This is a genomic window from Lentzea xerophila, from assembly GCF_051094245.1.
In the GTDB taxonomy this organism is placed as follows: domain Bacteria; phylum Actinomycetota; class Actinomycetes; order Mycobacteriales; family Pseudonocardiaceae; genus Lentzea; species Lentzea xerophila.
This window is the reverse complement of sequence record NZ_CP194934.1, coordinates 3,167,036-3,187,880: the sequence shown is the minus strand read 5'-3', so window position 1 is coordinate 3,187,880 and position 20,845 is coordinate 3,167,036. Positions and strand designations below refer to the sequence as shown.

At 70.1% G+C, this 20,845-nt stretch carries 25 protein-coding genes and 1 pseudogene; 11 read left to right on the top strand and 15 right to left on the bottom strand.

Annotated elements, in window-relative coordinates; genetic code table 11:
- Positions 1-43 precede the first annotated feature (43 nt).
- Positions 44-688 carry a dihydrofolate reductase family protein gene (locus ACRSBM_RS15435; RefSeq protein WP_434444072.1) on the top strand — a complete coding sequence of 215 codons (645 nt, stop codon included), beginning with the start codon at positions 44-46 and terminating at the stop codon, positions 686-688.
- A gap of 35 nt (positions 689-723) precedes the next feature.
- On the opposite strand, the gene ACRSBM_RS15430 is transcribed toward ACRSBM_RS15435, so the two are convergent.
- From ACRSBM_RS15430 to ACRSBM_RS15420, 3 genes are read right to left on the bottom strand one after another with little or no spacing between them, the layout of a single operon-like run.
- Complete coding sequence (locus ACRSBM_RS15430; RefSeq protein WP_434444071.1) at positions 724-1,671, bottom strand: LacI family DNA-binding transcriptional regulator; 948 nt, start codon at positions 1,669-1,671, stop codon at positions 724-726.
- Positions 1,649-3,010 (bottom strand): amidohydrolase family protein, encoded by a 1,362-nt coding sequence (locus tag ACRSBM_RS15425; protein WP_434444070.1) that lies wholly within the window; start codon positions 3,008-3,010, stop codon positions 1,649-1,651. Before ACRSBM_RS15425 ends, ACRSBM_RS15430 begins: the two co-directional genes overlap by 23 nt.
- Complete coding sequence (locus ACRSBM_RS15420) at positions 3,007-4,062, bottom strand: NAD(P)/FAD-dependent oxidoreductase (RefSeq protein WP_434444069.1); 1,056 nt, start codon at positions 4,060-4,062, stop codon at positions 3,007-3,009. Before ACRSBM_RS15420 ends, ACRSBM_RS15425 begins: the two co-directional genes overlap by 4 nt.
- 202 nt (positions 4,063-4,264) lie before the next feature.
- Between ACRSBM_RS15420 and ACRSBM_RS15415 the strand changes: the two genes are divergently transcribed.
- Together ACRSBM_RS15415 and ACRSBM_RS15410 are read left to right on the top strand one after the other, a co-directional pair.
- On the top strand, positions 4,265-6,277 hold the full coding sequence (locus ACRSBM_RS15415) for an ATP-dependent Clp protease ATP-binding subunit (RefSeq protein WP_434444068.1): 2,013 nt from the start codon (positions 4,265-4,267) through the stop codon (positions 6,275-6,277).
- 77 nt (positions 6,278-6,354) lie between these two features.
- A complete protein-coding gene (locus ACRSBM_RS15410) occupies positions 6,355-6,585 on the top strand; it encodes a hypothetical protein (RefSeq protein ID WP_434444067.1) in 231 nt (76 codons plus the stop codon).
- 16 nt (positions 6,586-6,601) lie between these two features.
- On the opposite strand, the gene ACRSBM_RS15405 is transcribed toward ACRSBM_RS15410, so the two are convergent.
- From ACRSBM_RS15405 to ACRSBM_RS15375, 7 genes are all read right to left on the bottom strand, one after another.
- Positions 6,602-7,186, bottom strand: coding sequence for a GNAT family N-acetyltransferase (locus ACRSBM_RS15405; protein WP_434444066.1), 585 nt, complete (start codon positions 7,184-7,186; stop codon positions 6,602-6,604).
- Positions 7,183-7,329 carry an RGCVC family protein gene (locus tag ACRSBM_RS15400; RefSeq protein WP_434453088.1) on the bottom strand — a complete coding sequence of 49 codons (147 nt, stop codon included), beginning with the start codon at positions 7,327-7,329 and terminating at the stop codon, positions 7,183-7,185. The genes ACRSBM_RS15405 and ACRSBM_RS15400 overlap by 4 nt, the downstream gene beginning before the upstream one ends.
- A 62-nt stretch (positions 7,330-7,391) precedes the next feature.
- Positions 7,392-7,550: a hypothetical protein gene (locus ACRSBM_RS15395; RefSeq protein WP_434444065.1), complete on the bottom strand. Its 159-nt coding sequence runs from the start codon at positions 7,548-7,550 to the stop codon at positions 7,392-7,394.
- 139 nt (positions 7,551-7,689) lie between these two features.
- The gene (locus tag ACRSBM_RS15390) at positions 7,690-8,532 is read right to left on the bottom strand and encodes a transglutaminase-like domain-containing protein (protein WP_434444064.1); all 843 of its coding nucleotides are present in this window, start codon (positions 8,530-8,532) and stop codon (positions 7,690-7,692) included.
- Between the two features lie 23 nt (positions 8,533-8,555).
- Positions 8,556-8,711, bottom strand: coding sequence for a DUF6307 family protein (locus tag ACRSBM_RS15385; RefSeq protein WP_434444063.1), 156 nt, complete (start codon positions 8,709-8,711; stop codon positions 8,556-8,558).
- A complete protein-coding gene (locus ACRSBM_RS15380; RefSeq protein ID WP_434444062.1) occupies positions 8,708-9,220 on the bottom strand; it encodes a DUF5994 family protein in 513 nt (170 codons plus the stop codon). Before ACRSBM_RS15380 ends, ACRSBM_RS15385 begins: the two co-directional genes overlap by 4 nt.
- A 193-nt stretch (positions 9,221-9,413) precedes the next feature.
- On the bottom strand, positions 9,414-9,875 hold the full coding sequence (locus ACRSBM_RS15375) for a DUF6292 family protein (RefSeq protein ID WP_434444061.1): 462 nt from the start codon (positions 9,873-9,875) through the stop codon (positions 9,414-9,416).
- Between the two features lie 1,666 nt (positions 9,876-11,541).
- Here ACRSBM_RS15375 and ACRSBM_RS15370 point away from each other — a divergent pair.
- From ACRSBM_RS15370 to ACRSBM_RS15360, 3 genes are all read left to right on the top strand, one after another.
- The gene (locus ACRSBM_RS15370) at positions 11,542-11,838 is read left to right on the top strand and encodes a hypothetical protein (protein ID WP_434444060.1); all 297 of its coding nucleotides are present in this window, start codon (positions 11,542-11,544) and stop codon (positions 11,836-11,838) included.
- A complete protein-coding gene (locus ACRSBM_RS15365; RefSeq protein ID WP_434444059.1) occupies positions 11,835-12,038 on the top strand; it encodes a cold-shock protein in 204 nt (67 codons plus the stop codon). The genes ACRSBM_RS15370 and ACRSBM_RS15365 overlap by 4 nt, the downstream gene beginning before the upstream one ends.
- A 540-nt stretch (positions 12,039-12,578) precedes the next feature.
- On the top strand, positions 12,579-12,935 hold the full coding sequence (locus tag ACRSBM_RS15360; protein ID WP_434444058.1) for an ArsR/SmtB family transcription factor: 357 nt from the start codon (positions 12,579-12,581) through the stop codon (positions 12,933-12,935).
- Here the strand turns inward: ACRSBM_RS15360 and ACRSBM_RS15355 are convergent.
- From ACRSBM_RS15355 to ACRSBM_RS15345, 3 genes are all read right to left on the bottom strand, one after another.
- Positions 12,925-13,905, bottom strand: a complete 981-nt coding sequence (locus ACRSBM_RS15355; RefSeq protein ID WP_434444057.1) for an ArsO family NAD(P)H-dependent flavin-containing monooxygenase — start codon at positions 13,903-13,905, stop codon at positions 12,925-12,927. The two genes, ACRSBM_RS15360 and ACRSBM_RS15355, sit on opposite strands and share 11 nt — an antisense overlap.
- Positions 13,892-14,965, bottom strand: coding sequence for an ACR3 family arsenite efflux transporter (arsB, locus tag ACRSBM_RS15350; RefSeq protein ID WP_434444056.1), 1,074 nt, complete (start codon positions 14,963-14,965; stop codon positions 13,892-13,894). Before arsB ends, ACRSBM_RS15355 begins: the two co-directional genes overlap by 14 nt.
- 70 nt (positions 14,966-15,035) lie before the next feature.
- Positions 15,036-15,365, bottom strand: coding sequence for an ArsR/SmtB family transcription factor (locus ACRSBM_RS15345; RefSeq protein WP_434444055.1), 330 nt, complete (start codon positions 15,363-15,365; stop codon positions 15,036-15,038).
- On the opposite strand from ACRSBM_RS15345, the pseudogene ACRSBM_RS15340 reads away from it, so the two are divergent.
- Both ACRSBM_RS15340 and ACRSBM_RS15335 read left to right on the top strand, forming a co-directional pair.
- A pseudogene (locus tag ACRSBM_RS15340) lies at positions 15,364-15,591 on the top strand (hypothetical protein); the annotation flags it as partial. The gene ACRSBM_RS15345 and the pseudogene ACRSBM_RS15340 overlap by 2 nt on opposite strands.
- 408 nt (positions 15,592-15,999) lie before the next feature.
- Positions 16,000-16,401: an arsenate reductase ArsC gene (locus ACRSBM_RS15335; RefSeq protein WP_434453087.1), complete on the top strand. Its 402-nt coding sequence runs from the start codon at positions 16,000-16,002 to the stop codon at positions 16,399-16,401.
- Here ACRSBM_RS15335 and ACRSBM_RS15330 read toward each other — a convergent pair.
- Complete coding sequence (locus ACRSBM_RS15330; RefSeq protein WP_434444054.1) at positions 16,398-17,585, bottom strand: MFS transporter; 1,188 nt, start codon at positions 17,583-17,585, stop codon at positions 16,398-16,400. The genes ACRSBM_RS15335 and ACRSBM_RS15330 overlap by 4 nt on opposite strands.
- The gene (locus ACRSBM_RS15325; protein WP_434444053.1) at positions 17,575-18,900 is read right to left on the bottom strand and encodes an FAD-dependent oxidoreductase; all 1,326 of its coding nucleotides are present in this window, start codon (positions 18,898-18,900) and stop codon (positions 17,575-17,577) included. The genes ACRSBM_RS15330 and ACRSBM_RS15325 overlap by 11 nt, the downstream gene beginning before the upstream one ends.
- A gap of 397 nt (positions 18,901-19,297) precedes the next feature.
- Between ACRSBM_RS15325 and ACRSBM_RS15320 the strand changes: the two genes are divergently transcribed.
- From ACRSBM_RS15320 to ACRSBM_RS15310, 3 genes are read left to right on the top strand one after another with little or no spacing between them, the layout of a single operon-like run.
- On the top strand, positions 19,298-20,110 hold the full coding sequence (locus tag ACRSBM_RS15320; protein ID WP_434444052.1) for an MOSC domain-containing protein: 813 nt from the start codon (positions 19,298-19,300) through the stop codon (positions 20,108-20,110).
- Complete coding sequence (locus ACRSBM_RS15315; RefSeq protein ID WP_434444051.1) at positions 20,073-20,504, top strand: nuclear transport factor 2 family protein; 432 nt, start codon at positions 20,073-20,075, stop codon at positions 20,502-20,504. The genes ACRSBM_RS15320 and ACRSBM_RS15315 overlap by 38 nt, the downstream gene beginning before the upstream one ends.
- 23 nt (positions 20,505-20,527) lie before the next feature.
- Positions 20,528-20,842 carry an NIPSNAP family protein gene (locus tag ACRSBM_RS15310; protein WP_434444050.1) on the top strand — a complete coding sequence of 105 codons (315 nt, stop codon included), beginning with the start codon at positions 20,528-20,530 and terminating at the stop codon, positions 20,840-20,842.
- Positions 20,843-20,845: the final 3 nt, after the last annotated feature.

The window sequence follows — 20,845 nt, the reverse complement described above, 5'->3', positions numbered from 1 at the left end:
GCCGCCGCGGTCCAATGATCGACCAAGAACGGAAGGAAGCCCCATGACCCAGCTGGTGAAGGTCCAGAACTTCGTCGTGTCACGGGACGGGTTCGGCGCGGGTGAGGACCAGACCCTCGAACGGCCGTTCGGCCACGCCGATCCCGGCACCATGTTCGCGTGGGCAGGCGCCACGGCGAGCTGGCCCAACCGCACCGACCCCGGTGGCAGCCGCGGCCTCGACGACTACCTCACGCGCGACTTCAGCCACAACATCGGCGCGGAGATCATGGGCGCCAACAAGTTCAGCCCGCACCGCGGCCCCTGGCAGAACCACGACTGGCAGGGCTGGTGGGGCGACGAACCGCCGTTCCACACCCCGGTCTTCGTCCTGACCCACCACGAACGGCCGTCGTTCACCCTCTCCGACACGACCTTCCACTTCGTGAACGGCGACCCGGCCGACGTCCTGCGGCTCGCGAAAGAGGCCGCGCAGGGCAAGGACGTCCGGATCGGCGGCGGCGCCACCACCATCCGGTCGTTCCTCGACGCCGACCTCATCGACACCCTGCACGTCGCGGTGTCCCCGGTCGAGCTCGGTTCCGGGGTGCGGCTGTGGAAGACGCCCGACGAGCTGCTCGACCGGTTCCACCTCGACGTCGTGCCCAGCCCGAGCGGCGTGACCCACCACCTGTTCTGGCGGAGGTGACGCCAGGCCGCCGCGGTGGGGTCCGTGCCTCCCGATCAGCAGGAACCGCGCGCGATCAGGGTGGGCTGGAAGACGATCCTGGCCGGGGCCGCGGGCTCCTCGACGACGAGTTCCGCGGCCCTGCGCCCCATCTCGTACGAAGGCTGGGCGATCACGCTGATGCCGAGCGCGCTCGCCCACGGGAAGTCGTCCATGGTCAGGAACCCGACGTCGTCGGGCATCCTGAGGCCTCGTGCGGTCAGTGCCGTGTGGACGGCCACGGTCAACCGGCCGGTCGTGCACACGACGGTGTCGTTGCGCCGCAGCAACGAGCCGACCGCGTCATCGACCTCGTCCTCGTTCCCCACCAGGACTTCCTCGGGCTGTCGCAGGCCACGCTCGGCGAGCCCCTGCCGCAGCCCCTCCGCCCGCTTGACCTGCGTCGGCCGATCGCGTCCACTGACGACTCCCACCCGCGACCGGCCGCAGCCGGCCAGATGCCCAGCCATCAACCGCCCGGCCGCGACGTCGTCGAGGCTGACCGAATGCAGACCCGGCGCCGTCCGCGCGATGATCACGCACGGCGTGCCGTTCTCCGCCATCCGCCGTGCGTGGCTGTCCGCGGTCTCGTCGGCGGTGATGACCAGGCCGCGCACCCGTTGCTGGTCCATCGCCCGCACCTGGGCGGCTTCCCGGTCGGCACGGCGGTCGGTGTTGGCCAGCATGACGGGACTGTCGTTGGCGGCGGCGACCTCGTCGATCCCTCGGATCAGGTCCAGGTAGAACGGGCTGCTCAGGTCCCGGACGACCACGCCGATCGTGCTGGAGCGCCCGGCGAAGATGCTCCTGGTCAACGCGTTCGGGCTGTAGCCGAGGCTCTCGGTGGCCTCCCACACCCTGGCGGCCGTCGACTCGGCGACGAGACCGCCGTTCAGGACGCGGGAGACCGTCGCCGTGGACACTCCCGCGTGGGCGGCGACGTCACCGATCGTCACTCGCTTCATCCGTGACCCGCCTGCCTTCCCGCACGACGATCCTGCCGCCGATCATGACGGTCCGGACATTCTCCAGCGCCGCCGGGTCGGTCACCACCAGGTCGGCGATCGCGCCCGGCACGATCCGGCCACGCCGGGGCGCGAGCCCGGGGAACACGTCGGCGACAGTGGACGTGGCCATCGCGATCGCGGCGGGCAGACCGACCACGCCCGCCTTGGTGGCGCGGTCGATCGCCAGCAGGATCGGGTCGTGGTGGCCGGCCGCGTAGTCGGTCGAGATCGTGTCCACCAGGCCGGCCTCGAACATGGCGTAGAGCAGGTCCGGAGTCATGTTCGGCCGCCGGCCGCCGAACGTGTCCAGAATGGACACGTCGATCACCACTCCCCGCTCCTTCAACCGCTCCGCGTGGTCGAGGGCCTCCCGCGTGGTGAAGCTGGGGTGGTTGGAGTGCCCGGCGATCATCCGCACGTCCGTCCTGGCGATCGCGGCGACCTGCGTCATCGACGCGGCCGCGTTGTGCACGAGCACCGGAACACCCAGAGCCCGAGCCTCGTCAGCCGCTTCGGCCAAGCCGCGCAGCGCGACGTCGAACGCAGGCAGCACCACTCCCGACACGATCTCGCGGGCGTCCTCGACCGACAGCTTTCCGGTCAGTCCCGCGCCCGCCAACGCCTCCTCCACCGCGTCGCGGTCGAACGCCGAGGTGGTGATGTGCCGGCCCAGCACCGCGACCTTGATCTCGTTGGCCTGCCACGCCGTCACCGTCACGCCGGTGCGCCGCGCGATCTCCTGGGGGATGTACAGGTAGCTCGCCCCGCCACCGCCGAGCGTGTGTCCCGCGCCGATCTCACCCAGCGCGACCGCCCCTTCGGCCACGGCCTGGCGCGCTGTGAACGCGCGGTGCGCGTCGGTGAGCCCGCCTCCGTCGGCGATGGTCGCCGCCTCCAGGCACGCGGGTGTGTTACAAGAGGCCGCTTTCACGTTGACCGGATGCGCGTCGTCGGTCCTGGCCACCGCTTCCGCGGTGATGAACCCGTCGACGCAGAGCAGCGTCGTCGTGCCCTCCAGCAGATGCCGGTCGAGGTTCGCGTGCACCTGCGCGAGCGGCAACGGCTCATGACCGCTGGGGAACAGCGGACCGTACGCCGTGCCGTGCGTGTGGTTGTTGATCAGTCCGGGAATCACCAGCATTCCCGTCGCCGCGACGACTTCCGCCGACGGGTAGGCACCGTTGCCGGGCTCGGCGATCTCCCGGACCGTGTCGCCCTCGATCACGATGTCGACCCCGTGCCGCGGTTCGGTGCCCCGGCCGTCGACCAGATCGCAGCCACGCACGACGATCGTCATCGCCACTCCTGGAACCGCTCGAAGCGGAACGCCGCCAGTGCGTCGTCCTGGTCGTCACCGAGCACCTCGGCGGCGACGAGTTCGCCCGCGTGCAGGCACAGCGTCACTCCGCTGTGCGACACGGCGAAGAAGTAGTTGCGCACGTCGGCAGCCCGCCCGAGAACCGGCAGCCCGTCGCCGGGTATCGGCCGCTCCCCCGTGCGCACGCTCTCGACGGCCCGGATACCCCGGTAGAGCGACCTGGCGGAACGCACCAGCTGGTCGACCGCTTCCTGCCCGCCCTGGTCGACCTCGCCGGAGTGCAACAGGATCCGTCCGCCACTCTCCGGTCGCAAGTGGGCACCCGGAGCGTGCACCACCCTCGACACCGGGACCGCGACGGGCGATGTGTACACGAGCACGCAGGGCAGGTTGCGCATCGGCAGCGCGAGCCCCGCCATCGCGGCCACCCCGGCCGCCTGTGGCCCGGCGCAGTTCACGACCGCGTCCGCGGCGAGCACCCGCCCGGACTCCAGCCGGACGGCCCGCACCACGGCGCCGCTCATGTCCAGCCCGGCCACCGCGTCGTCAGCCACCACGTCGACACCGCCGGACAGCAGATGTGCGATCAACCGCGCGGGATCGACCCACGCCTCGCCGGGGAAGTACGCGACCCCGCCGGCCGGGACCCGGTCCGGATCGATGCCCTGTTCCAGTTCCAGCGCCTCGGCAAGGGTCAGCCACGTGGCCTCGTAGCCGAGTGAACAAAGCGCCTCGACCTTCGCGTGCAGCGCTGCTTCGTCGGCGCCCCACTCGATGCCGCCGCCACCGTGGTACCAGTCGTTGGGCGGGACCTCGGCCGCCAGCCGCCGGTGCGCTGCCATTCCGGCGACGTTGAGCTCGTGGTAGATCAGCGGCTGTTTGTTGCGCGAGTTGACCCACGCGAACGTCGTGCCGGAGGTTCCCGAACCCGGCGCGCCGGCGTCGACGACCGTCACCGCCGCACCCCGACGAGCCAGTGCCGCTCCCACCGCGGCTCCGTAGAGACCCGCACCCACCACGACAACCCGCATCTCGCCTCCCGCAGCCCAGTTCACTTCTGTGTAACTAGTTGCATGAAACTAGTTACACCGTAGCGCCGCGAACCGGGCGTGGTCAATCACGGCGCCCACCCGGACATCCGGCGAAGATGCCCCGTCCTGGCCTGTGCTCATGGGCCGCGAGGGGGAGGATCGGAGACAGAGGTGTCCCTCGATCGGGTGGAGGTGACAGGCCGTGGGTGGTGACGACTGGCTGTTCGGCTTCGGGTCCAACTCGCTGGAGGACCTGATCGGAAAGCTGTTCGGCGAGACGGGGCAGCCCTCGTCCGCGACGAGACGCACGGACCACTACGGGCGCGATCTCACCGCCGCGGCACGGGACGGCCTGCTCGATCCGGTGATCGGCCGGGAGGACGTGATCGACGAGGTGCTCGAGGTGTTGTCCCGGCGCACCAAGAACAATCCCGTCCTGATCGGCGATCCGGGAGTGGGCAAGACCGCCGTCGTCGAGGGCATCGCGGCACGCATCGCGAGTGGCGACGTGCCCGCCACGCTGAGTGGCAGGCGGCTGATCTCGCTCGATCTGGCGGGCATGGTGGCCGGAGCGAAGTACCGGGGCGAGTTCGAGGAACGGCTGGAGGCCGTCATCGCGGAGGTGGCCGCGACGAACCGGATGGTGGTCCTGTTCATCGACGAGCTGCACACGGTGGTGGGCGCGGGCAGTGCCGAGGGCGCGCCGATGGACGCCGCGAACATGCTCAAACCCGTGCTCACGACCGGACGGCTCCAGGTCATCGGGGCCACCACGGCGGAGGACTACCGGCGGCACGTCGCGAAGGACGCCGCGTTCGAGCGGCGCTTCCAGCCGATCCTGGTCGCCGAACCGTCGGCCGACGAGGCGATCGCCATCCTGCGCGGCCTGCGCAGCCGGTACGAGACGCACCACGGCGTGCGGATCACGGACGAGGCCATCGTGTCCGCCGTGGAGCTGTCGGCCCGCTACGTCACCGATCGGTTCCTGCCGGACAAGGCGGTCGACCTGGTGGACCGCGCGGGCGCGCGGGTCCGGTTGCGGGAGAAGTCCCCGATGCCACCGGATCCGGTGCGGCTCGAACAGCGGGTGAGCCGGCTGAAGCGGGACAGGACCGCCGCACAGGACGAGGAGGTGCCGTTCCTCGACGACGAGCTCGACCGGGCGGTCGCCGACCTGGAGGCCGCTCGCCTCGCGCTGGCCAACGCACCCGAGGTCGGGGCGAACGACGTCGCCGAGATCGTGTCCCGCAGCACGGGCATCCCGGTCGCCCAGCTCACCGAGGCCGAACGGCACCGGTTGCTGCACCTGGAGGAGCATCTGCACCAGCGGATCGTCGGGCAGGACGAGGCGGTGGAGGCGGTGGCCGACGCGGTCCGCCAGGGCAGGGCCGGCCTCAAGCACCCGCATCGGCCCATCGGGTCCTTCCTGTTCCTCGGCCCGACCGGGGTGGGCAAGACCGAGGTCGCCCGAGCGCTGGCGGAGGCGCTCTTCGGTTCGCAGGACCGGCTGATCCGGTTCGACATGAGCGAGTTCTCGCAGCAGCACACGGTCGCCCGGCTGATCGGCGCGCCGCCGGGGTACGTCGGCTACGAGGACGCCGGCCAGCTCACCGGCGCCGTCCGGCGCGTTCCGTACTCGGTCCTGCTGCTGGACGAGATCGAGAAGGCGCACACCGCCGTCTTCAACACCCTGCTGCAGGTGCTCGACGCGGGCAGGCTCACCGACGCCCAGGGGCGCACCGCCGACTTCGCCAACACCGTGATCATCATGACCAGCAACATCGGCGCCGACCAGCTTCTCGCCGCGGCCACCTCGGGCGTCCCGGCCGAGCAGCTGCGCGAGCCGTTGATGGCCACGGTCCGCCGGTGTTTCCGCCCGGAGTTCCTCAACCGCCTCGACGAGATCATCCTGTTCCGCGGCCTGGACTCCGGCCAGCTGCGGCAGATCACCGCGCTGTTGCTCGAACGCACCCGCCAGCGGCTGCGCGAACAGGACATCACGCTGGACGTGGACGACCAGGCCGTCGACTGGCTCGCGGCCCGCGGCTACGTGCCCGAGTACGGCGCCCGGCCGCTGCGCCGCACCATCTCCAGGGAACTCGACCGGCGGCTGTCCCGCGCGCTGCTGGCGGGCGAGTTGCGCGGCGGCCAGCACGTCGTCGTCACGGTCACCGACTCGGACCTGGCGCTGACCGTCACCGATCAACCGGTCTGAGAGGGCTCACCGGTCTTCTCCGCGGTGGGCCGAACGAACCCGGTCCTGCGTGAGCACCGCGCGTAGTGTCGGGATCCATGTCGGAAGAACAAGGCGGCCCCACGCTGGAGCCCACGCTGTCCGAATGGCTCAAGGCACGGGAGGAGACCGCCCGCCACCTGGCCACCGGCACCCCTCGGACCGTGGACGAGAACTGGGTGCAGCGGCTCGCCGACCTCCTCGCGACCGAACGGTCGTGGCAGGACCAGTACACGGAACTGGTCGCGCTCGGCACTCCGGACGGCAGGTTCCCGTCGTCGAACCGCTGAGCGCGCGGCCGGTCGTTCAGTCGCGTCCGGGTGGCTCCGGCGACGTGGGTGCGGCCGGATCGAGGTCCGCCAGGCGAAGCCGGAACACCTGCAGCGTGAGGCCGAAGTACTTCTCGGTCTCGCCCACCCACTGCATTCCGTTGTTGCGCACGGTCGAGGAGGCGCGGGTGTTGCCCGGCCGGACGACGGCGAACACCTCGTCCACGTCGTGGCTGAACGCCCACCCGGCGAGCGCGAGGGTCGTCTCGGTGGCGTAACCGTAGCCCCACGCGTCCGGACGGAGTTGCCAGCCGATCTCCAGGTCCTCCCGGCCGGGCGGCAGCGGGAGCAGAACGGCGCCACCGATCACCTGACCGTCCGCGGCATGTTCGATCGCCCATCGGCCGGCCGGTGCCGGCAGCCGGGCGCTTTCGGCGATCCACTGCTGCAGCAGCAACCTCATGGCCGCCCGGTCCGGGACCCGGTCCATCTCGGGACTGAGCCAGCGCGTCACCTCGGCGTGCCCGTAGACCTCCAGCGCGGCCGGCGCGTCGTCGACCCGCCATGGTCGCAACGTCAGCCGGGCCGTGGTCAGCACGTTCGCCGTCACGGTCGCGGTCATGGGCAGATACAGCCTCGGGGAAGCGCGGAAGCCGTGGTCGCGGTGCAGTACCGCACACCGATCGGGTCGTGGTCCTGCCGCGGGTGGGGACACACGTCGCAGGCCGCGTCGGTGTCGAGCTGGGCGGTGCGGGACTCGGGCATGGACATGCGGGCACTCCGATGGTCGGTGTTGGAACGAGTGGTGCGAGTGGTGACGGCGTGCGTCAGCGCGTGCGCCGGACCCGGGGGACGAGCGGCGGCACGGCGATGGCCGGGTCGGTCGACAACGGCCGCCAGCCCCCGGCGAAGTTCGGATTCCGCGTCAGCCGATGACCGCGCGACACGGCCAACGCCGCAGTGGTGCAGAGCTGCTCCGAGTTCATCTCGGCGCTCCCGCCTCCAGCCGAAACGGCCGGGCTTCCTGATGCGCCCAAGGCGGCACCAGCTTGAACGCTGCTGCACGACGTGCCCTCGGTACCCCGATCCTACTCCCCCGACGACGATCCGCGCGGATGTCCCTGCTCAGCGCCACCGCGGTGCCAGGTCTTCCTCGGCCTGCACGACCATCGACTCGAGCACCGGGCCACCGAACGTCGTCACCATGGCCACATCGGCGGCGTCGCGCCCCCGGCCGATGACGACGCGGCCCTTGCGCGGCTCGTTGGCGCGCGGGTCGAAGGTCCACCAGCGGTCCCCCAGCCACACCTCCATCCACGCCGCGAAGTCCATCGCCGTGCCGTCGGTCGGCACGTCCAGGTCCGGCAGGTAGCCGAAGACGTACCGGGCGGGGATGTTGAGCGCACGGCAGAACGAGATCGCCAGGTGCGCGTAGTCGCGGCAGACGCCGAATCCCGCGGCGTTGACGTCGGCCGCCGTGGACAACGCGGTGGAGGTGCCGTAGCCGAAGCTAAGCGACCGGTGGACGTGCCGGCAGATCTCCCGCACCCGGCCGTAGCCGGGCGGATGAGCGCCGAACCGCGACCAGGCCTCGTCGCCCAGCACGTCGGACACGCAGTACCGGCTGGGCAGCGTGTACAGCAGGACGTCGTCCGGAAGGCCGTCGGGCAGTGTCTCCGCAACGGTCTCGTCCACGTCCTCCGTCCTGTCCGGCACGTCCACCCACGCGCTGTAGTGCACTGTGGACAGACCAGGGGGCAGCACCACGCGGGTGTTCCGGTTGCCGTACAGGTCGAAGTGGTGCCGCAGCGGGACGTCCGGCTTCACGTCCAGATGTTCCTGGCTCACCCGCACGTCCGCGCTCCACAGCGGCCGCACGAGGAACACCGCCGGCGTGGGCACTTCGGCGCGATAGGTGAACGCACAACCGACGCGGAGCAGTCGAGTGCCCCACATCAGCTGTGCCACGCCGTTGTCGTAGTGGCGCGAGGTCAACGCACCCGCTCGGGAATGTGGTCCAGCGCGCGCAACACGTGCACCGCGAGATCCCGTGCTGCCTTGCCGCCCAGTTTCGCCTGGCCGGTCAGCACGTCCTCCACCATCTTGAGCCTGCGCTCGTACGCGGAGGTGTGGATCGGTGTCGTCATCGAACTCCTTGCCTTGTTTGCTCGGGTATGCAGGCGCTGCCGACCACAGTGGACTCATCACCGCGGAGGAGACCCTCGGCGGTGTCGGTGTTGTCACGCTGGGCGGCGCGCATCATGGCGTGGTGGGCGGCGGAAGGGCCGGTGTCCGGCGGGACGAGGAGCAGTGTCAGCCGGCGCCGGTCTCCCGCGATGACGTCCACGGTGTGCGGCGGCCGGGACCAGAACCCGTTGAGCCGGACCCGCACGCCGTCGACGGCGATCTGGCGCGGCGCGGTCTCCCACTCGGTCAGGTTGTAGCTCACCCGCGGGATCTCGCCCAGCCGAACCGCCAGCACCGCGAGCAGCGCGGGCAGTTCGGCGGCGAGGTCCCGGGAACGCGGCCACCAGGCACCGTCGACATACCCCGTGGTGAGCGCCTTCGGCCGCAACCGCAATCGCAGCGGACACCGAGGCAGCTCGTTGGCTTGGACAGCCGGAGGGGCGATGGAGTGGTGAGGAGCCGACGTCATGCCGGGACTCCCGTCTCCGGTCTGGAAAAGACCGGTTCAGGTTTCGCCGAGTGCGACGTGAGCTTGAACGCTCAAGTGCGAGATGCTCTCGACAAAATTCACCCTACACCATTTTCCGCAGGCCGACCGAAATATCGTCTTTCATTTTCAAAAATCCGCCGATCAGTCATTCGGCGCGGATTTCCGGCGCGGCTCAGGGTGCGTAGCGTTCCATGCACTCGGCGAGGTCTGACCAGCCCAGGAGCGCCGGGCGGGCCGCCGGCAGCTGCCGGGCGCCGGGGAGCGCCATTGATTCGGCGACGAAACCAGCCACCACCTCCGGCGCCTGCACGATGTCCCCGGAGAGCCGGGCGAGCACGATCAACGACTCGGCCGGGTCGGTCTCGATCGACACCGCCCAGCCCTGCGTCGCACTCCAGACGAGCATGACGTCGCGGTCCGGATGAGCGACGGCACGGCAGCCGAGCGCGATGTAGGCCGTGGCGGTGTCGGTGACCTCGAAGCTGGCGCCGTCGCGCGGCACACCGAGAACCCCGGCGACCTTCCACACATACCGCTCCAAAGCCCCGGCCAGCAGGTACGTGCCCTCCGACGTGGCGGCGGGGACGACGTTGCGGCCGACTCGATCATCGGCGATGGACGCGGTCGGTGCCATGCGAACTCCGTCTTCCTCAGATCGCTGCGGAGCCGCGGCCTGGTGCACGCGGACCGCGGCGGTGACGAAGCGAGTGGACGGGCCGATCAACGACCCTGCGCCCCACACTGTAGCCGATGCGGCCGGAAACAGGTGGTGTCGCGACCATCGGCGGTGCCAGCTCCGACCATGCATTCCATTGTGGATGGATGTTGTGGGATGAGCGGGAACCTGTGTCGCGGCGCCGTCCGGATCGGCTTGGTTGAGGAATTCGCCGATGGCCGGCTCCGGCAGTTCGGGGTCGAATCCGGGGTTTCTGCGGCCTCCGCCTCGCGATCTGTTTCAGCAGTCCGTCAAGGGCGCGTCGATCGCCAGCGGTCCGGCCTGCGTCGCCGGCCTTCCGGCAGGTTCGCCAGGTGTCGGGGGTCCGGCAGCGGTGGAAGAGCGGCCCACGCGGCCTGCTGACGTACTCCGGCGTGCGGCTGGAAGCGTTGCCGGCCAACGACTCCGAGGCCACCTCGGCGTTTCTCCTGGAGGAGCTGGTCCCGTTGACGCGATCCGAGTTCGCGCAACTCCAAGTTCGCGGGGGCGGTCGGCCCCGAGGTGGCTGGTCTCGCGCCAGGAGACCCAGACTCGGGTGGTGCCGACCTTCCTACAGAGCCGGTACGGCACCGTACGGCGACCACGTGATCGTTCCGCCCCGCGTCCAGGCGGCATCGACCCGGTGCGCGCCCCAGCGGTGTGGATGGCCTACATCACTCCGTACGGCCCAACGGCTCGCCCGCCTCCTGGCCACCGAGAACTCGCGGCGCAAGAAACTGCATACAAACCACACAGAACGACAATGAGGTGTACCGTTGGCGGCACGAGGTAGATGTGCTTCGAGTCCTCGTATCCCTCGCGCCGTGCAGTCGCTCTGGCTCCGCACCACTCGCCATGACCACGCCCAGGCCGCGAAGAAGATCGGACCGATGAGAAAACCACTACCCGCCCTGTCCTCGAACGGAAAGCATCCAGTGACTCTGCACCAGACGAACCACCTGTTCAGCCACCCCGAAACACACGATCCACACGCGACGTCGAGTTCACCCGAGCTCGATCAGCCGTCCTGGACGAATCTCTTCCAGGAGCCGGTACCGGCCCAGCGGCCGTCCTCAGAACGCTGAAAGAGCGCATGAGCAGCGCCTGATGATCCGGCCTTGCGTCGCCATGCTGCCGGTCATCGCGAGCGCGACCCGCCAGGCGCGGTGGGCATTGAAGACGCCGTAGTGAAGCCCGGCCGTCACTCCTAGGCACGTGAACGTGCGGAAGGCGACGGCGAGCGGCAGCTCGGGATGACCCCGGCAGCATCTGGAACGAGCCTTCTCGCCCGTGAGCACCCGTCGTGGCCCGTCCCGGACTCCGGGAACGCCGCCGGTTCCGGAGCGGTCGGGACTGCCGGCTACCAGACGCGGCCGCGGCGAAACACCACGTCACACCCGAGGTCCTGTGGCCCGTCGGGTAGGGTCGGGATCGTTGGGGTTCCAGTTGCCGGCATCCAGCCGCCGCGGGCCCCATCCAGTCCGGTCCGGTGCACGTCTCCTCCGGCCGGAGATTGGAGCACCGGCTTGTCGCCGGATCGCCCGCATTTCCCCTTGTTCTTTTCGGTCTTTCACGGAATCTGGTCCTCCACGGGGCTGATGCACCCATGACACGACCCGCACCGCACGGCGGCGCGAAAGGCGCAGCCGTCTGCTTCGCAGAGGCTCGCCTCGCCGCGGAGGCAGCGGAAGCCGTCCAGCAACGCCAGGCCGCCCGCCGGGTGGCGGAGCACTCCCGCGACGTGGACGACTGCCGGGACCTGCTGCTGATGCTGGGCCTGTCGGGCATCACGTCGAGTGCCGAACCCCGTTCGGCGCACCCGGTGCGCGACGACCAGATCGTGGACTCGACTTTCCCGGCGGCGCTCGGCGTGCTCCGGTCGACCGAAGGAGCTCGTCGATGACTCAGGGAACCGTCAAGTGGTTCAACGGCAGCAAGGGATTCGGCTTCATCGCTCCGGCGGGCGGCGGCCCTGATCTCTTCGTGCACCACACGGAAATCCAGGGATACGCCTATCAGGGCATCCCGGACGACCAGCCGGTGGAGTTCGAGGTCGCCTCAGGCCCCAAGGGGCCGCAGGCCGTGTCCGTCCGCGTTCTCTGAGTTCGACAGGGGCGGGGCGCCCGTGTGGGTCCCCGCCTTTCCTTCCCACACTGAGGAACGCCGGCCGCGCTAGGTCCATTGTGAATGAACGAGCTCGAAGGCGTCCTCGTCACGGCAGCTCTTTGACCGCGCTCACCACCGGCCCCCGGCATCGCCGTGCCCACCATGGGCGACGAGGGCAAGCTGCCGATTCCCGGTATCCCGGACGTGCCGTTCACGTGGGCGACCCTGACCTCGATCCTGCCGTACGCGATCGCGTTCGCGCTGGTGGGACTCATGGAGTCGTTGATGACGGCCAAGCTGGTCGACGACATCCCGTTCCTGATGATCCTGTGCATCGTGTTCGAGCGCTGGTGTCCGACATCTCAGGCGCATGCCCGCCGGCGAGATCAGCGTCATGGCCATCACCGTCGCGGTCGCCGTGGCCACCGCCAACCTCGCGATCGGCGTGGTCGCCGACACCCTCAGCAGCGAACTCACCGGCAGCCACTGACGCCCCCGCTGTTTGCGTGGAGCGCGAAGTGCCGTCAACATTGAAAGATGTCGAAGCAGAACGCGGGCTGCTGCGAGCCGCTGTCGGAAGAGCCGCTCGCCGCGGCGAAGATGGCGGAGCTGTCGACGATGTTCAAGGCGCTCGGCGATCCGGTGCGCCTGCGGTTGCTGTCGATGATCGCCTCGGGGCCTGACGGCGAGGTCTGCGTCTGTGAGCTGACGCCGGCGTTCGACCTGTCGCAGCCGACGATTTCGCACCACCTCAAGCTGCTGCGGCAGGCCGGCCTGGTCGACGCCGAGCGCCGTGGCACGTGGGTGTACTACCGCGTCCGGCCGGAGACGACCGACCGGATGGCCGCCGCGCTGATCGGCGTGCGCGGCGACCGCCGTCCGGTCACCGCCTGATCGCCAGGTCCGCGGCGATCTTCGCGACCGTTGCCTTGGCGGTGGGCCCGACGCCGATGAGCGTCGCGGACGCGGGACCCGTCCAGCCGCCGTACCCGACCAGGTGCAGGCGTGGTTCATCCAGCGCGGTGGTGCCGTCGACCGCGATGTGACCGTCGGCGTCACGCAGCCGCAACGGCGAGAGATGGCTGAGGGCCGCCCGGAATCCCGTGCACCACACGACGACGTCGGCAGCGGCAAGAACGTCGTCGTCCACCGGCGTGGCGACGAGCAGTCCGCTGTCACGTGCCTCGCGCACCGGCGGTACCGCGACGATGTCGCCGAGTTCACCGACGCCGCCGCGGCGGGTGGCGATGTCGAACAGGGCTTTGCCGTCGATCTCGTCGGGCATGTACCGCGGTGGCCGGCGGGTCATCCAGGTCAGGTCGGTGTGGGGCAACAGGTCGGCCGCGATCTGCGCACCGGAGTTGCCGCCGCCGACCACGACGACCCGCCGGCTCGCGAACTCGAGCGGGTCGGCGTAGTCCGCGGTGTGCAGCTGACGGCCGGGCAGCCCGGTCAACGGCCGGAACGGCCGCCACCACGTGCCGGTCGCGCTGATGACGTGCCGCGCCGCCCACGTGCCGGCATCGGTGTGGACCAGCAGCCCGTCGGGACCGTGGCTGACCTCCGTCACCTGGACCGGCCGCTGGACGGGCACGTCGTAGCGCTTCTCGTAGGCGGTGAGGTAGTCGACGACGTGCTGTGCGGTCGGGTAACCGTCCGAAAAGGACGGCATGGGCCAGCCGGGCAACGAGCTGTGGCGGGCGACGGAGAACAGCCGCAGGGAGTTCCACGCGTGCGGCCACGCCCCTCCCGGCACCGGCCGCGCGTCGAGAACGACGTGGTCGATGCCCGCGCGGCGCAGGTAGTAGGCGGTGGCCAGGCCCGCCTGGCCACCGCCTATCACCACGACGTCAGACGTCAGCACGTGCCATCCAGCGACGCCGCAACCACAGGCTGACGTAGACGAGCGCGACCAGCACGGGCACCTCGATCAGCGGACCCACGACACCCGCCAGCGCCTGCCCGGACGTCACGCCGAACACGCCGATCGCGACGGCGATGGCGAGCTCGAAGTTGTTGCCCGCCGCGGTGAACGCGAGCGTCGTGGTGCGCTCGTAGGACAGCCCGGACGCCTTGCCGAGCGCGTACGAGCCCGCCCACATGATGGCGAAGTAGACCAACAGCGGCAGCGCGATCCGCACGACGTCCAACGGCTGGCTGGTGATGGTCTCGCCCTGCAGCGCGAACAGGATGACGATCGTGAACAGCAGGCCGTACAAGGCGATCGGGCCGACGCGCGGCAGGAACCTCGACTCGTACCACTCGCGGCCGCGGGACCGCTCCCCCAGCTTGCGGCTCAGATATCCGGCCAGCAGAGGAATACCGAGGAAGATGAGCACCGACTGGGCGATCTCCCACGCCGAGAAGTCCACGGCTGCGGTGTCGAGACCGAGCCAGCCGGGCAGCAGGTCGAGGTAGAACCAGCCGAGCACACCGAACATGACGACCTGGAACACGGAGTTGAGCGCGACGAGCACGGCGGCGGCCTCGCGGTCGCCGCACGCCAGGTCGTTCCAGATGATGACCATGGCGATGCACCGGGCGAGGCCGACGATGATCAGGCCGGTGCGGTACTCGGGCAGGTCCGCGAGGAAGATCCACGCCAGCGCGAACATCAGCGCCGGGCCGAGAACCCAGTTCAACACCAGCGACAGGACCATCGTGCGGCGGTCGCGGGTGACGGTGTCGAGCTTGTCGTAGCGGACCTTCGCGAGCACCGGGTACATCATCAGCAACAGGCCCAGCGCGATCGGCAGCGACACCTCGCCGATCTTCACCGCGTCCAGGACGCCCTGCAGGCCGGGGACGAAGCGGCCGAGCAGCAGGCCGGCGACCATGGCGACGCCGATCCACACCGGCAGGAACCTGTCCAAGAAGGACAGTCGGTGCAGCACGTCCGGTGCCGCGGTTTCCGTGGTGCTCAACAGGTTCTCCTGGGTGTGGACAGGCGTGGTCGCCCGATGACGGGCATCGGTGACTACGAGCGTGATCAGGTCAGTCGCAGCAGGCGCTGGTGTCGCGCAGCGGTCCTCCTGGCGCCAGCACGGCCGCGAGGGTGTCGATGGCGGCGTTGTCGACGCGGTACCAGCTCCACGTGCCGCGGCGTTCCCGGCTGAGCACACCGGCGTTGACGAGGATCTTGAGGTGGTGGCTCAGCGACGACTGGGGCATGTCGAACTGGTCGGCGAGGTCGCAGAAGCACGCCTCCTGCCCCTCGGTCCGGCGCACCAGGCCGACCAGCTCGACCCGTACCGGGTCGCCGAGTGCCTTGAACAGGCGCGCGGCGGCCGTCGAGTCGAGCAGCGTCTGGTCCGGGCGCGTCATGACCAGCACCATAGCGGTTTGGATTGACAAATGTCGATACAGAGGGTGTGATCTGCATCGACGAACTTCGGTCCAAGGAGAGCTGATGTCCCGCACCCGCGGACTCCCCCAGCACGAGCTCACCGCTCAGCTGCTCCGGATCACCGACGAACTCAACGACTCCTTCCACGGGGTGTTCAGCCGCGAGACCGTCGCGCAGGTCGTGGACGAGACCTACGACCTGCTCGCCGGGAACGCCACCGTCACCACCTACCTGCCGGTCCTGACCGGGCGGTTCGCCCGCGCGTTCGGCAAGGTGTCCGTGCGCTCCGCGGGCAGCAAGCCGACCGGCGCCATCCCGCGGACCGTCACGGACGCCCTGGCCGAACTCGGGATCGAGCTGACCGAGGAGGCGTTCCCCAAGCCGCTGACCGACGAGGTCGTGCGCGCCGCCGACGTGGTCGTCACCATGGGTTGCGGCGACAGCTGCCCGGTCCTCCCCGGCAAGCGCTACCTCGACTGGGCGGTCGCCACCCAGCCGGTGCCTCGCTCGACACCGTCCGGGCGGTCCGCGACGACATCGACCGCCGCGTCCGCGGCCTGCTGTCCGAACTGCTCCACGACTGAAGACCTCGAAGCAACAAGGAGTACCGCCGTGTCCCACACCCCCGAGGTGCTGTTCGTCTGCGTGCACAACGCGGGCCGTTCCCAGATGGCCGCGGCACTGCTGCAGCACTACGGCATGGGCCGCATCGCCGTGCGCTCCGCGGGCTCCGAACCCGCCGAGAAGGTCAACCCGGCCGCCGCGGCGGCATTGGCGGAGTGGGGCCTCGACATCACCGCCGAGGTGCCGTCGAAGCTCACGACCGAGGACGTCGAAGCGTCCGACGTGGTGATCACGATGGGCTGCGGCGACACCTGCCCGGTCTTCCCCGGCAAGCGCTACCTCGACTGGCAGCTCGAGGACCCGGCCGGCCAGGGCATCGACGCCGTGCGGCCGATCCGCGACGACATCGACCGCCGCGTGCGCGGCCTGGTCACCGAACTGCTCGGCTAACGCGGCACGCTGGCGGTCGACAACGCGGCCGCCAGCACCCCGACCACCCCCAGCACGACGAACACCGCCGGGTAGCCGCCCAGCCAGGCCGCCAGGGCGCTGCCCGCCCACGGCGCGACGGCTGCCGTGAGCATGACCGGCGCGGTGAGCAGGCCGTTGAGCTGTCCGTAGTGGACGGAGCCCCACCGGTCGGTGATCGCGGTCGCCTGCACCAGCGTGAAGATCCCGCGCATGACGCCGGCGAGCACCGAACCCGCGACCAACAGCAGAGCCGGACCGGGCACCACCCCCAGCAGCACGGTCACGACAGCGCTGACCAGGAGGACGAGCAGCGTTCGGGTGCGCACCGACGTCCGCGCGGCCAGCCTGGCGTAACCGAGGCGGCCGAGCACCTGGCCGACGCCACCCAGACCGAGCGCGACCGCGGCGGCCGAGGTCGTCATGCCGCGTTCGGTCAGCAGCGGGACGAGGTTGATCACGACGGCGTACACGCTGAACGCGGCCAGGCTCATCGCCACCACGAGCACCAGGAACGGCCTGCTGCGCGCCACCGCCGACGGCGTGTGACCGCCGTCGTGCTCAACGGCCGGCCATGGCAGTCGCAGACCCCACAGATGCAGCGGAATCGTGGTGACAGCGAGAAATCCCGCGAGCGCGAGGTAAGTGCCACGCCAACCCACGTGGTCGTTCAGCACGGCGGTCAGTGGCGCGAACACGGTGCTGGCCAACCCGGCCACCAAGGTGAGCGCGGTCAGCGCGGACACTCGGCGTGGTCCGTACCAGCGGGTCAACGCGGCGAAAGCGGGTGCGTAGAAGACTCCCGCCATGGCGACCCCGGCCAGTAGCCAGGCCGCGGTGAACCAGGCCAGCGAACGCGCGCTCGCCAGTGCCGCGAGCGCGAGGACGGCGAGGACCGAGCCGGTGGTCATGATGGCCCGCGGGCCGTGCCGGTCGAGCAGCTTGCCCACCGGCACTCCCACCAGGCCCGCGACGATCTGGCTCGCGGAGAACCCGGCCGTGATCGCCGCGAGCGACCACCCGCTTCGCGAGCTGATCGTCGGCAACAGCACGGGAAAGGCGTAGTAGAGCACGCCCCAGCTGATGATCTCGGTGGCGCACAACACGATCAGCACGCGGCGCGGCCCGGCGTCGATGCCGGGCCGCGCCGACGTGTCAGCGTGCACCGGGCGCGAGGCCGATCGTCACCGCTTCTGGCGTGCCGCAGCATCCGCCGCTGTTCTTCTGCTCCTCGGGAGCGTCGAACACGCCCGCGCCGCCGCAGACCCCGGTCTCGGGCAGCACGAGCTCGACCCGTCCGGCGGCCTCGTGGTCGCCGGTGAGCGCCGCGACCACCGAGCGGACCTGCTCGTAGCCGGTCAGCGACAAGAACGTCGGCGCGCGTCCGTAGCTCTTCATGCCCACCAGGTAAACGTTCGGCTCGGGGTGCCGCAACTCGCGTTCCCCGTGCGGGTAGACGGTGCCGCACGAGTGGACGTTCGGATCGATCAACGGCGCGAGCCTCGCCGGCGCCTGCAGCACCGGGTCGAGGTCGAGCCGGATCTCCGACAGCCACGACAGGTCCGGCCGGAACCCGGTCAGCACCACGACCTCGTCGACGCCGCCGACACGCCGGCCGTCGAACGACTCCAGCGTGAGCCTGCCGTCGGCATCCCGCTCGACCGCGGCGGCCCGAAACCCGGTGACGGTCTCGATGTGACCGGCCTCGGCCGCCTTCCTCGCCCGCAGGCCGAGTGCGCCGCGCGCGGGCAGCTGGTCTGCCTCGCCGCCACCGAACGCGTTCCCGACCGCACCCCGGCGCAGCAGCCACACGATCTTCGTGCCCGGCTCCTGCTCGGCGAGGTCAGCGAGCGCGACCAGCGCCGTGAGCGCCGAGTGCCCGCTACCCGCGACCGCGATCCGCTTGCCCGCGTACCGCTCGCGTTCGGTCGCGACATCCGGCACGCGGTAACCGATCTGCGCCGCCGCTGCCTCCTCCCCCACCGCGGGCAGGCCATCGCCGCCCAGCGGGTTGGGTGAGCCCCACGTTCCGGACGCGTCGATCACCGCGCGCGCCGAGACGCGTTCCTCACCGGCCGCGGTCCGCACATGCACCGTCAGCGGCTCCTCCTCGCGGCCCGCGTCCACGACCCGGTCCCGCCCTCGCCGCGCGACACCGACCACGCGCGCCCCGAAGCGCACCCGGTCACCAAGAACCGCCGCCAGTGGCGCGAGGTAGAGGTCGGCCCACTCCGCACCGGTCGGATAGGCGTCACCGTCAGGCCGCGTCCACCCGGTCGGCGCGAGCAGCCGCTCCGCAGCCGGGTCGACCAGTTCGCTCCACCGGGAGAACAGCCGGACGTGGTTCCACTGCGACACCGCCGCACCAGCCCGTTCGCCCGCCTCCAGCACGAGCACCTGCTCACCACGCCCGACCAGATGCGCCGCCGCGGACAAACCCGCAGGTCCGGCACCGACCACGACGACTGGCAACTCGCTCACCGCGCACCCCTTGCATCGAAGGATTTCGAATCAACCTCAGGGACTGTATCGACCGCGGTCGATTAACGCAATCATCGATCTGCGTCGATGCTTCGGGCGCCGGCCTGTGCCGCCACCGTGCGCGTCGCCGCGGAACAGCCAGCGGACCAGGTCCAGGCACGCACGATGGTCCGACTCATGAAACCTGGCGTTCCTCTGCGGCGAACCGACCGGATTGCGCGAAAGCGAACATTCCATTGCCGAGAACGCACTTGTCGTCGTATCCCCGCGTGCCTAGTTTCACAAGCACGGCGATCGCAAAATATCGGCGGCGACAGAAAAGCGAGAAATCCTTGTCCGGCAATACTTCTATGAGCAGACCCATGCCGTCAGCCGCAACCGGGGTGGAGCCGCCTACATGGTGAGGGAACGAGGCTCGGTGCGGGAACTGCTCGTCTACCCGGTGAAAGGGCTCAGCGCACAGCCGCTGGACCGTGTCACGCTCCGCCCTGGCCACGGCATTCCGGACGACCGGGTGTTCGCGCTCGCCCGGCCGGACGGCGAATACCGGCCAGGAACCCGTGCGGGGCTGCCGAAAAAGGAGTTCTTCGCCCTCGTCTCGGATCACCGCCTCGCCGGGCTCGGCACGCACCTCGACGTCCGGACGGAGGTCCTCACCGCGCGAGTCGCGGGACACGACGTACTGAAAGCCGACCTGAGGACGGAGAACGGCGTCGCCGACGCGGTGCGGTTCTTCGCCCGCGTGCTCGACCTGCCCCCAGGCGTGGCGCCGGTGCTCGCGCGGGAACCGGGCAGGCGTTTCACCGACGCGAACGCGCTCGGGGACGGAGCGATGCACTGGCTCTCGGTGATCAACCTGGCGTCGGTCCGCGACCTGGAGTCACGCACGGGCACCACGGTCGATCCCCTGCGGTTTCGCGCCAACGTCCTGGTGGACGGCCTGCCCCCATGGTCCGAACTGGACCTGGTCGGTCAGGAGTTCGAACTGGGCGGTGTGCGCGTCCGGGGCGTCCGGCAGACCCGGCGCTGCGCCGCGACCGAGGTCGATCCCGCGACTGGCTGGCGTGACCTGCCGGTCGTGACCATGATCCGCAGGACGTACGGGCACCAGGTCATGGGGATCCACGTGGAGGTCCTCACCGCCGGAGTCGTGGAGAAGGGTGGTGAGGTCGTTGTCCGAGCTTCGCCTCAGGATCACCAGCCTGACTGACCTCACGCCGACCGTCGCCGACGAGGTGCTGCTGGACCTGTCGGCCCACCACTTCGACCGGCCGCCGACGACCGTGGCGGCCGCCGACCTGGTCGAACTGGCCCGCAGCACACTCGAAGGCTTCGACAGCACCCACCACGCCACCTCGAACCCGGTCGTGCGGCAGTCGGGGGACGAAGCGGAGTGCCGCACGCACGTGGTCGCCTACCACCACGTGCCCGCGGACCCCGGCGTCGTCGACTTCTGCACCATGCGGGGATATTGGCGGCTCACACTGTGCAAAGTGGACGGATGCTGGCTGATCACCCGCTGGGCCGTGCTGCGCACCTGCCCGTGGGAAGGATCTCCGGACGTCTACGCGCTCGCCGCCGCACGCGTCGCACCCAAGCCCTGATCCGCCATCAAGGAGAACAGCCGATGTTCTACGAGATCCGTACGGAACATGCCCGCGCCGGCTTCGGCCCGGAACTGGCCCGCTACATGGAGGAGACCGTGATTCCGCTGCACCAGGAGATGGGGATGACCGTGGCCGGGTCCTTCACCGTGGTCGGCGACGAGGACGCCTTCGTCTGGATTCGGCGCTTCGAGGACGCCGCGGACCGCGAACGCGTCCTGGACGCCGTCCACGGCCACCCCCGCTGCCCGGCCATCTCCGACACCGTTTCCGCACTGGTGGGCAGGATCGAATCCACGATCCGCCTGGCACCGACCGCCGGATCCGGGCTCCGCTGACCT

Bases quoted from the DNA above. Each gene is read 5' to 3' on its own strand.
- ACRSBM_RS15410 (WP_434444067.1), top strand. From the start codon at position 6,355: ATGTCGGAAGAACAAGGCGGCCCCACGCTGGAGCCCACGCTGTCCGAA.
- ACRSBM_RS15365 (WP_434444059.1), top strand. From the start codon at position 11,835: ATGACTCAGGGAACCGTCAAGTGGTTCAACGGCAGCAAGGGATTCGGC.
- ACRSBM_RS15425 (WP_434444070.1), bottom strand. From the start codon at position 3,010: ATGACGATCGTCGTGCGTGGCTGCGATCTGGTCGACGGCCGGGGCACC.
- ACRSBM_RS15310 (WP_434444050.1), top strand. From the start codon at position 20,528: ATGTTCTACGAGATCCGTACGGAACATGCCCGCGCCGGCTTCGGCCCG.
- ACRSBM_RS15435 (WP_434444072.1), top strand. From the start codon at position 44: ATGACCCAGCTGGTGAAGGTCCAGAACTTCGTCGTGTCACGGGACGGG.
- ACRSBM_RS15370 (WP_434444060.1), top strand. From the start codon at position 11,542: ATGACACGACCCGCACCGCACGGCGGCGCGAAAGGCGCAGCCGTCTGC.
- ACRSBM_RS15380 (WP_434444062.1), bottom strand. From the start codon at position 9,220: ATGACGTCGGCTCCTCACCACTCCATCGCCCCTCCGGCTGTCCAAGCC.
- ACRSBM_RS15320 (WP_434444052.1), top strand. From the start codon at position 19,298: ATGGTGAGGGAACGAGGCTCGGTGCGGGAACTGCTCGTCTACCCGGTG.
- ACRSBM_RS15345 (WP_434444055.1), bottom strand. From the start codon at position 15,365: ATGACGCGCCCGGACCAGACGCTGCTCGACTCGACGGCCGCCGCGCGC.
- ACRSBM_RS15430 (WP_434444071.1), bottom strand. From the start codon at position 1,671: ATGAAGCGAGTGACGATCGGTGACGTCGCCGCCCACGCGGGAGTGTCC.
- ACRSBM_RS15400 (WP_434453088.1), bottom strand. From the start codon at position 7,329: ATGCCCGAGTCCCGCACCGCCCAGCTCGACACCGACGCGGCCTGCGAC.
- ACRSBM_RS15395 (WP_434444065.1), bottom strand. From the start codon at position 7,550: ATGAACTCGGAGCAGCTCTGCACCACTGCGGCGTTGGCCGTGTCGCGC.
- ACRSBM_RS15405 (WP_434444066.1), bottom strand. From the start codon at position 7,186: ATGACCGCGACCGTGACGGCGAACGTGCTGACCACGGCCCGGCTGACG.
- ACRSBM_RS15375 (WP_434444061.1), bottom strand. From the start codon at position 9,875: ATGGCACCGACCGCGTCCATCGCCGATGATCGAGTCGGCCGCAACGTC.
- ACRSBM_RS15360 (WP_434444058.1), top strand. From the start codon at position 12,579: ATGTCGAAGCAGAACGCGGGCTGCTGCGAGCCGCTGTCGGAAGAGCCG.
- ACRSBM_RS15420 (WP_434444069.1), bottom strand. From the start codon at position 4,062: ATGCGGGTTGTCGTGGTGGGTGCGGGTCTCTACGGAGCCGCGGTGGGA.
- ACRSBM_RS15385 (WP_434444063.1), bottom strand. From the start codon at position 8,711: ATGACGACACCGATCCACACCTCCGCGTACGAGCGCAGGCTCAAGATG.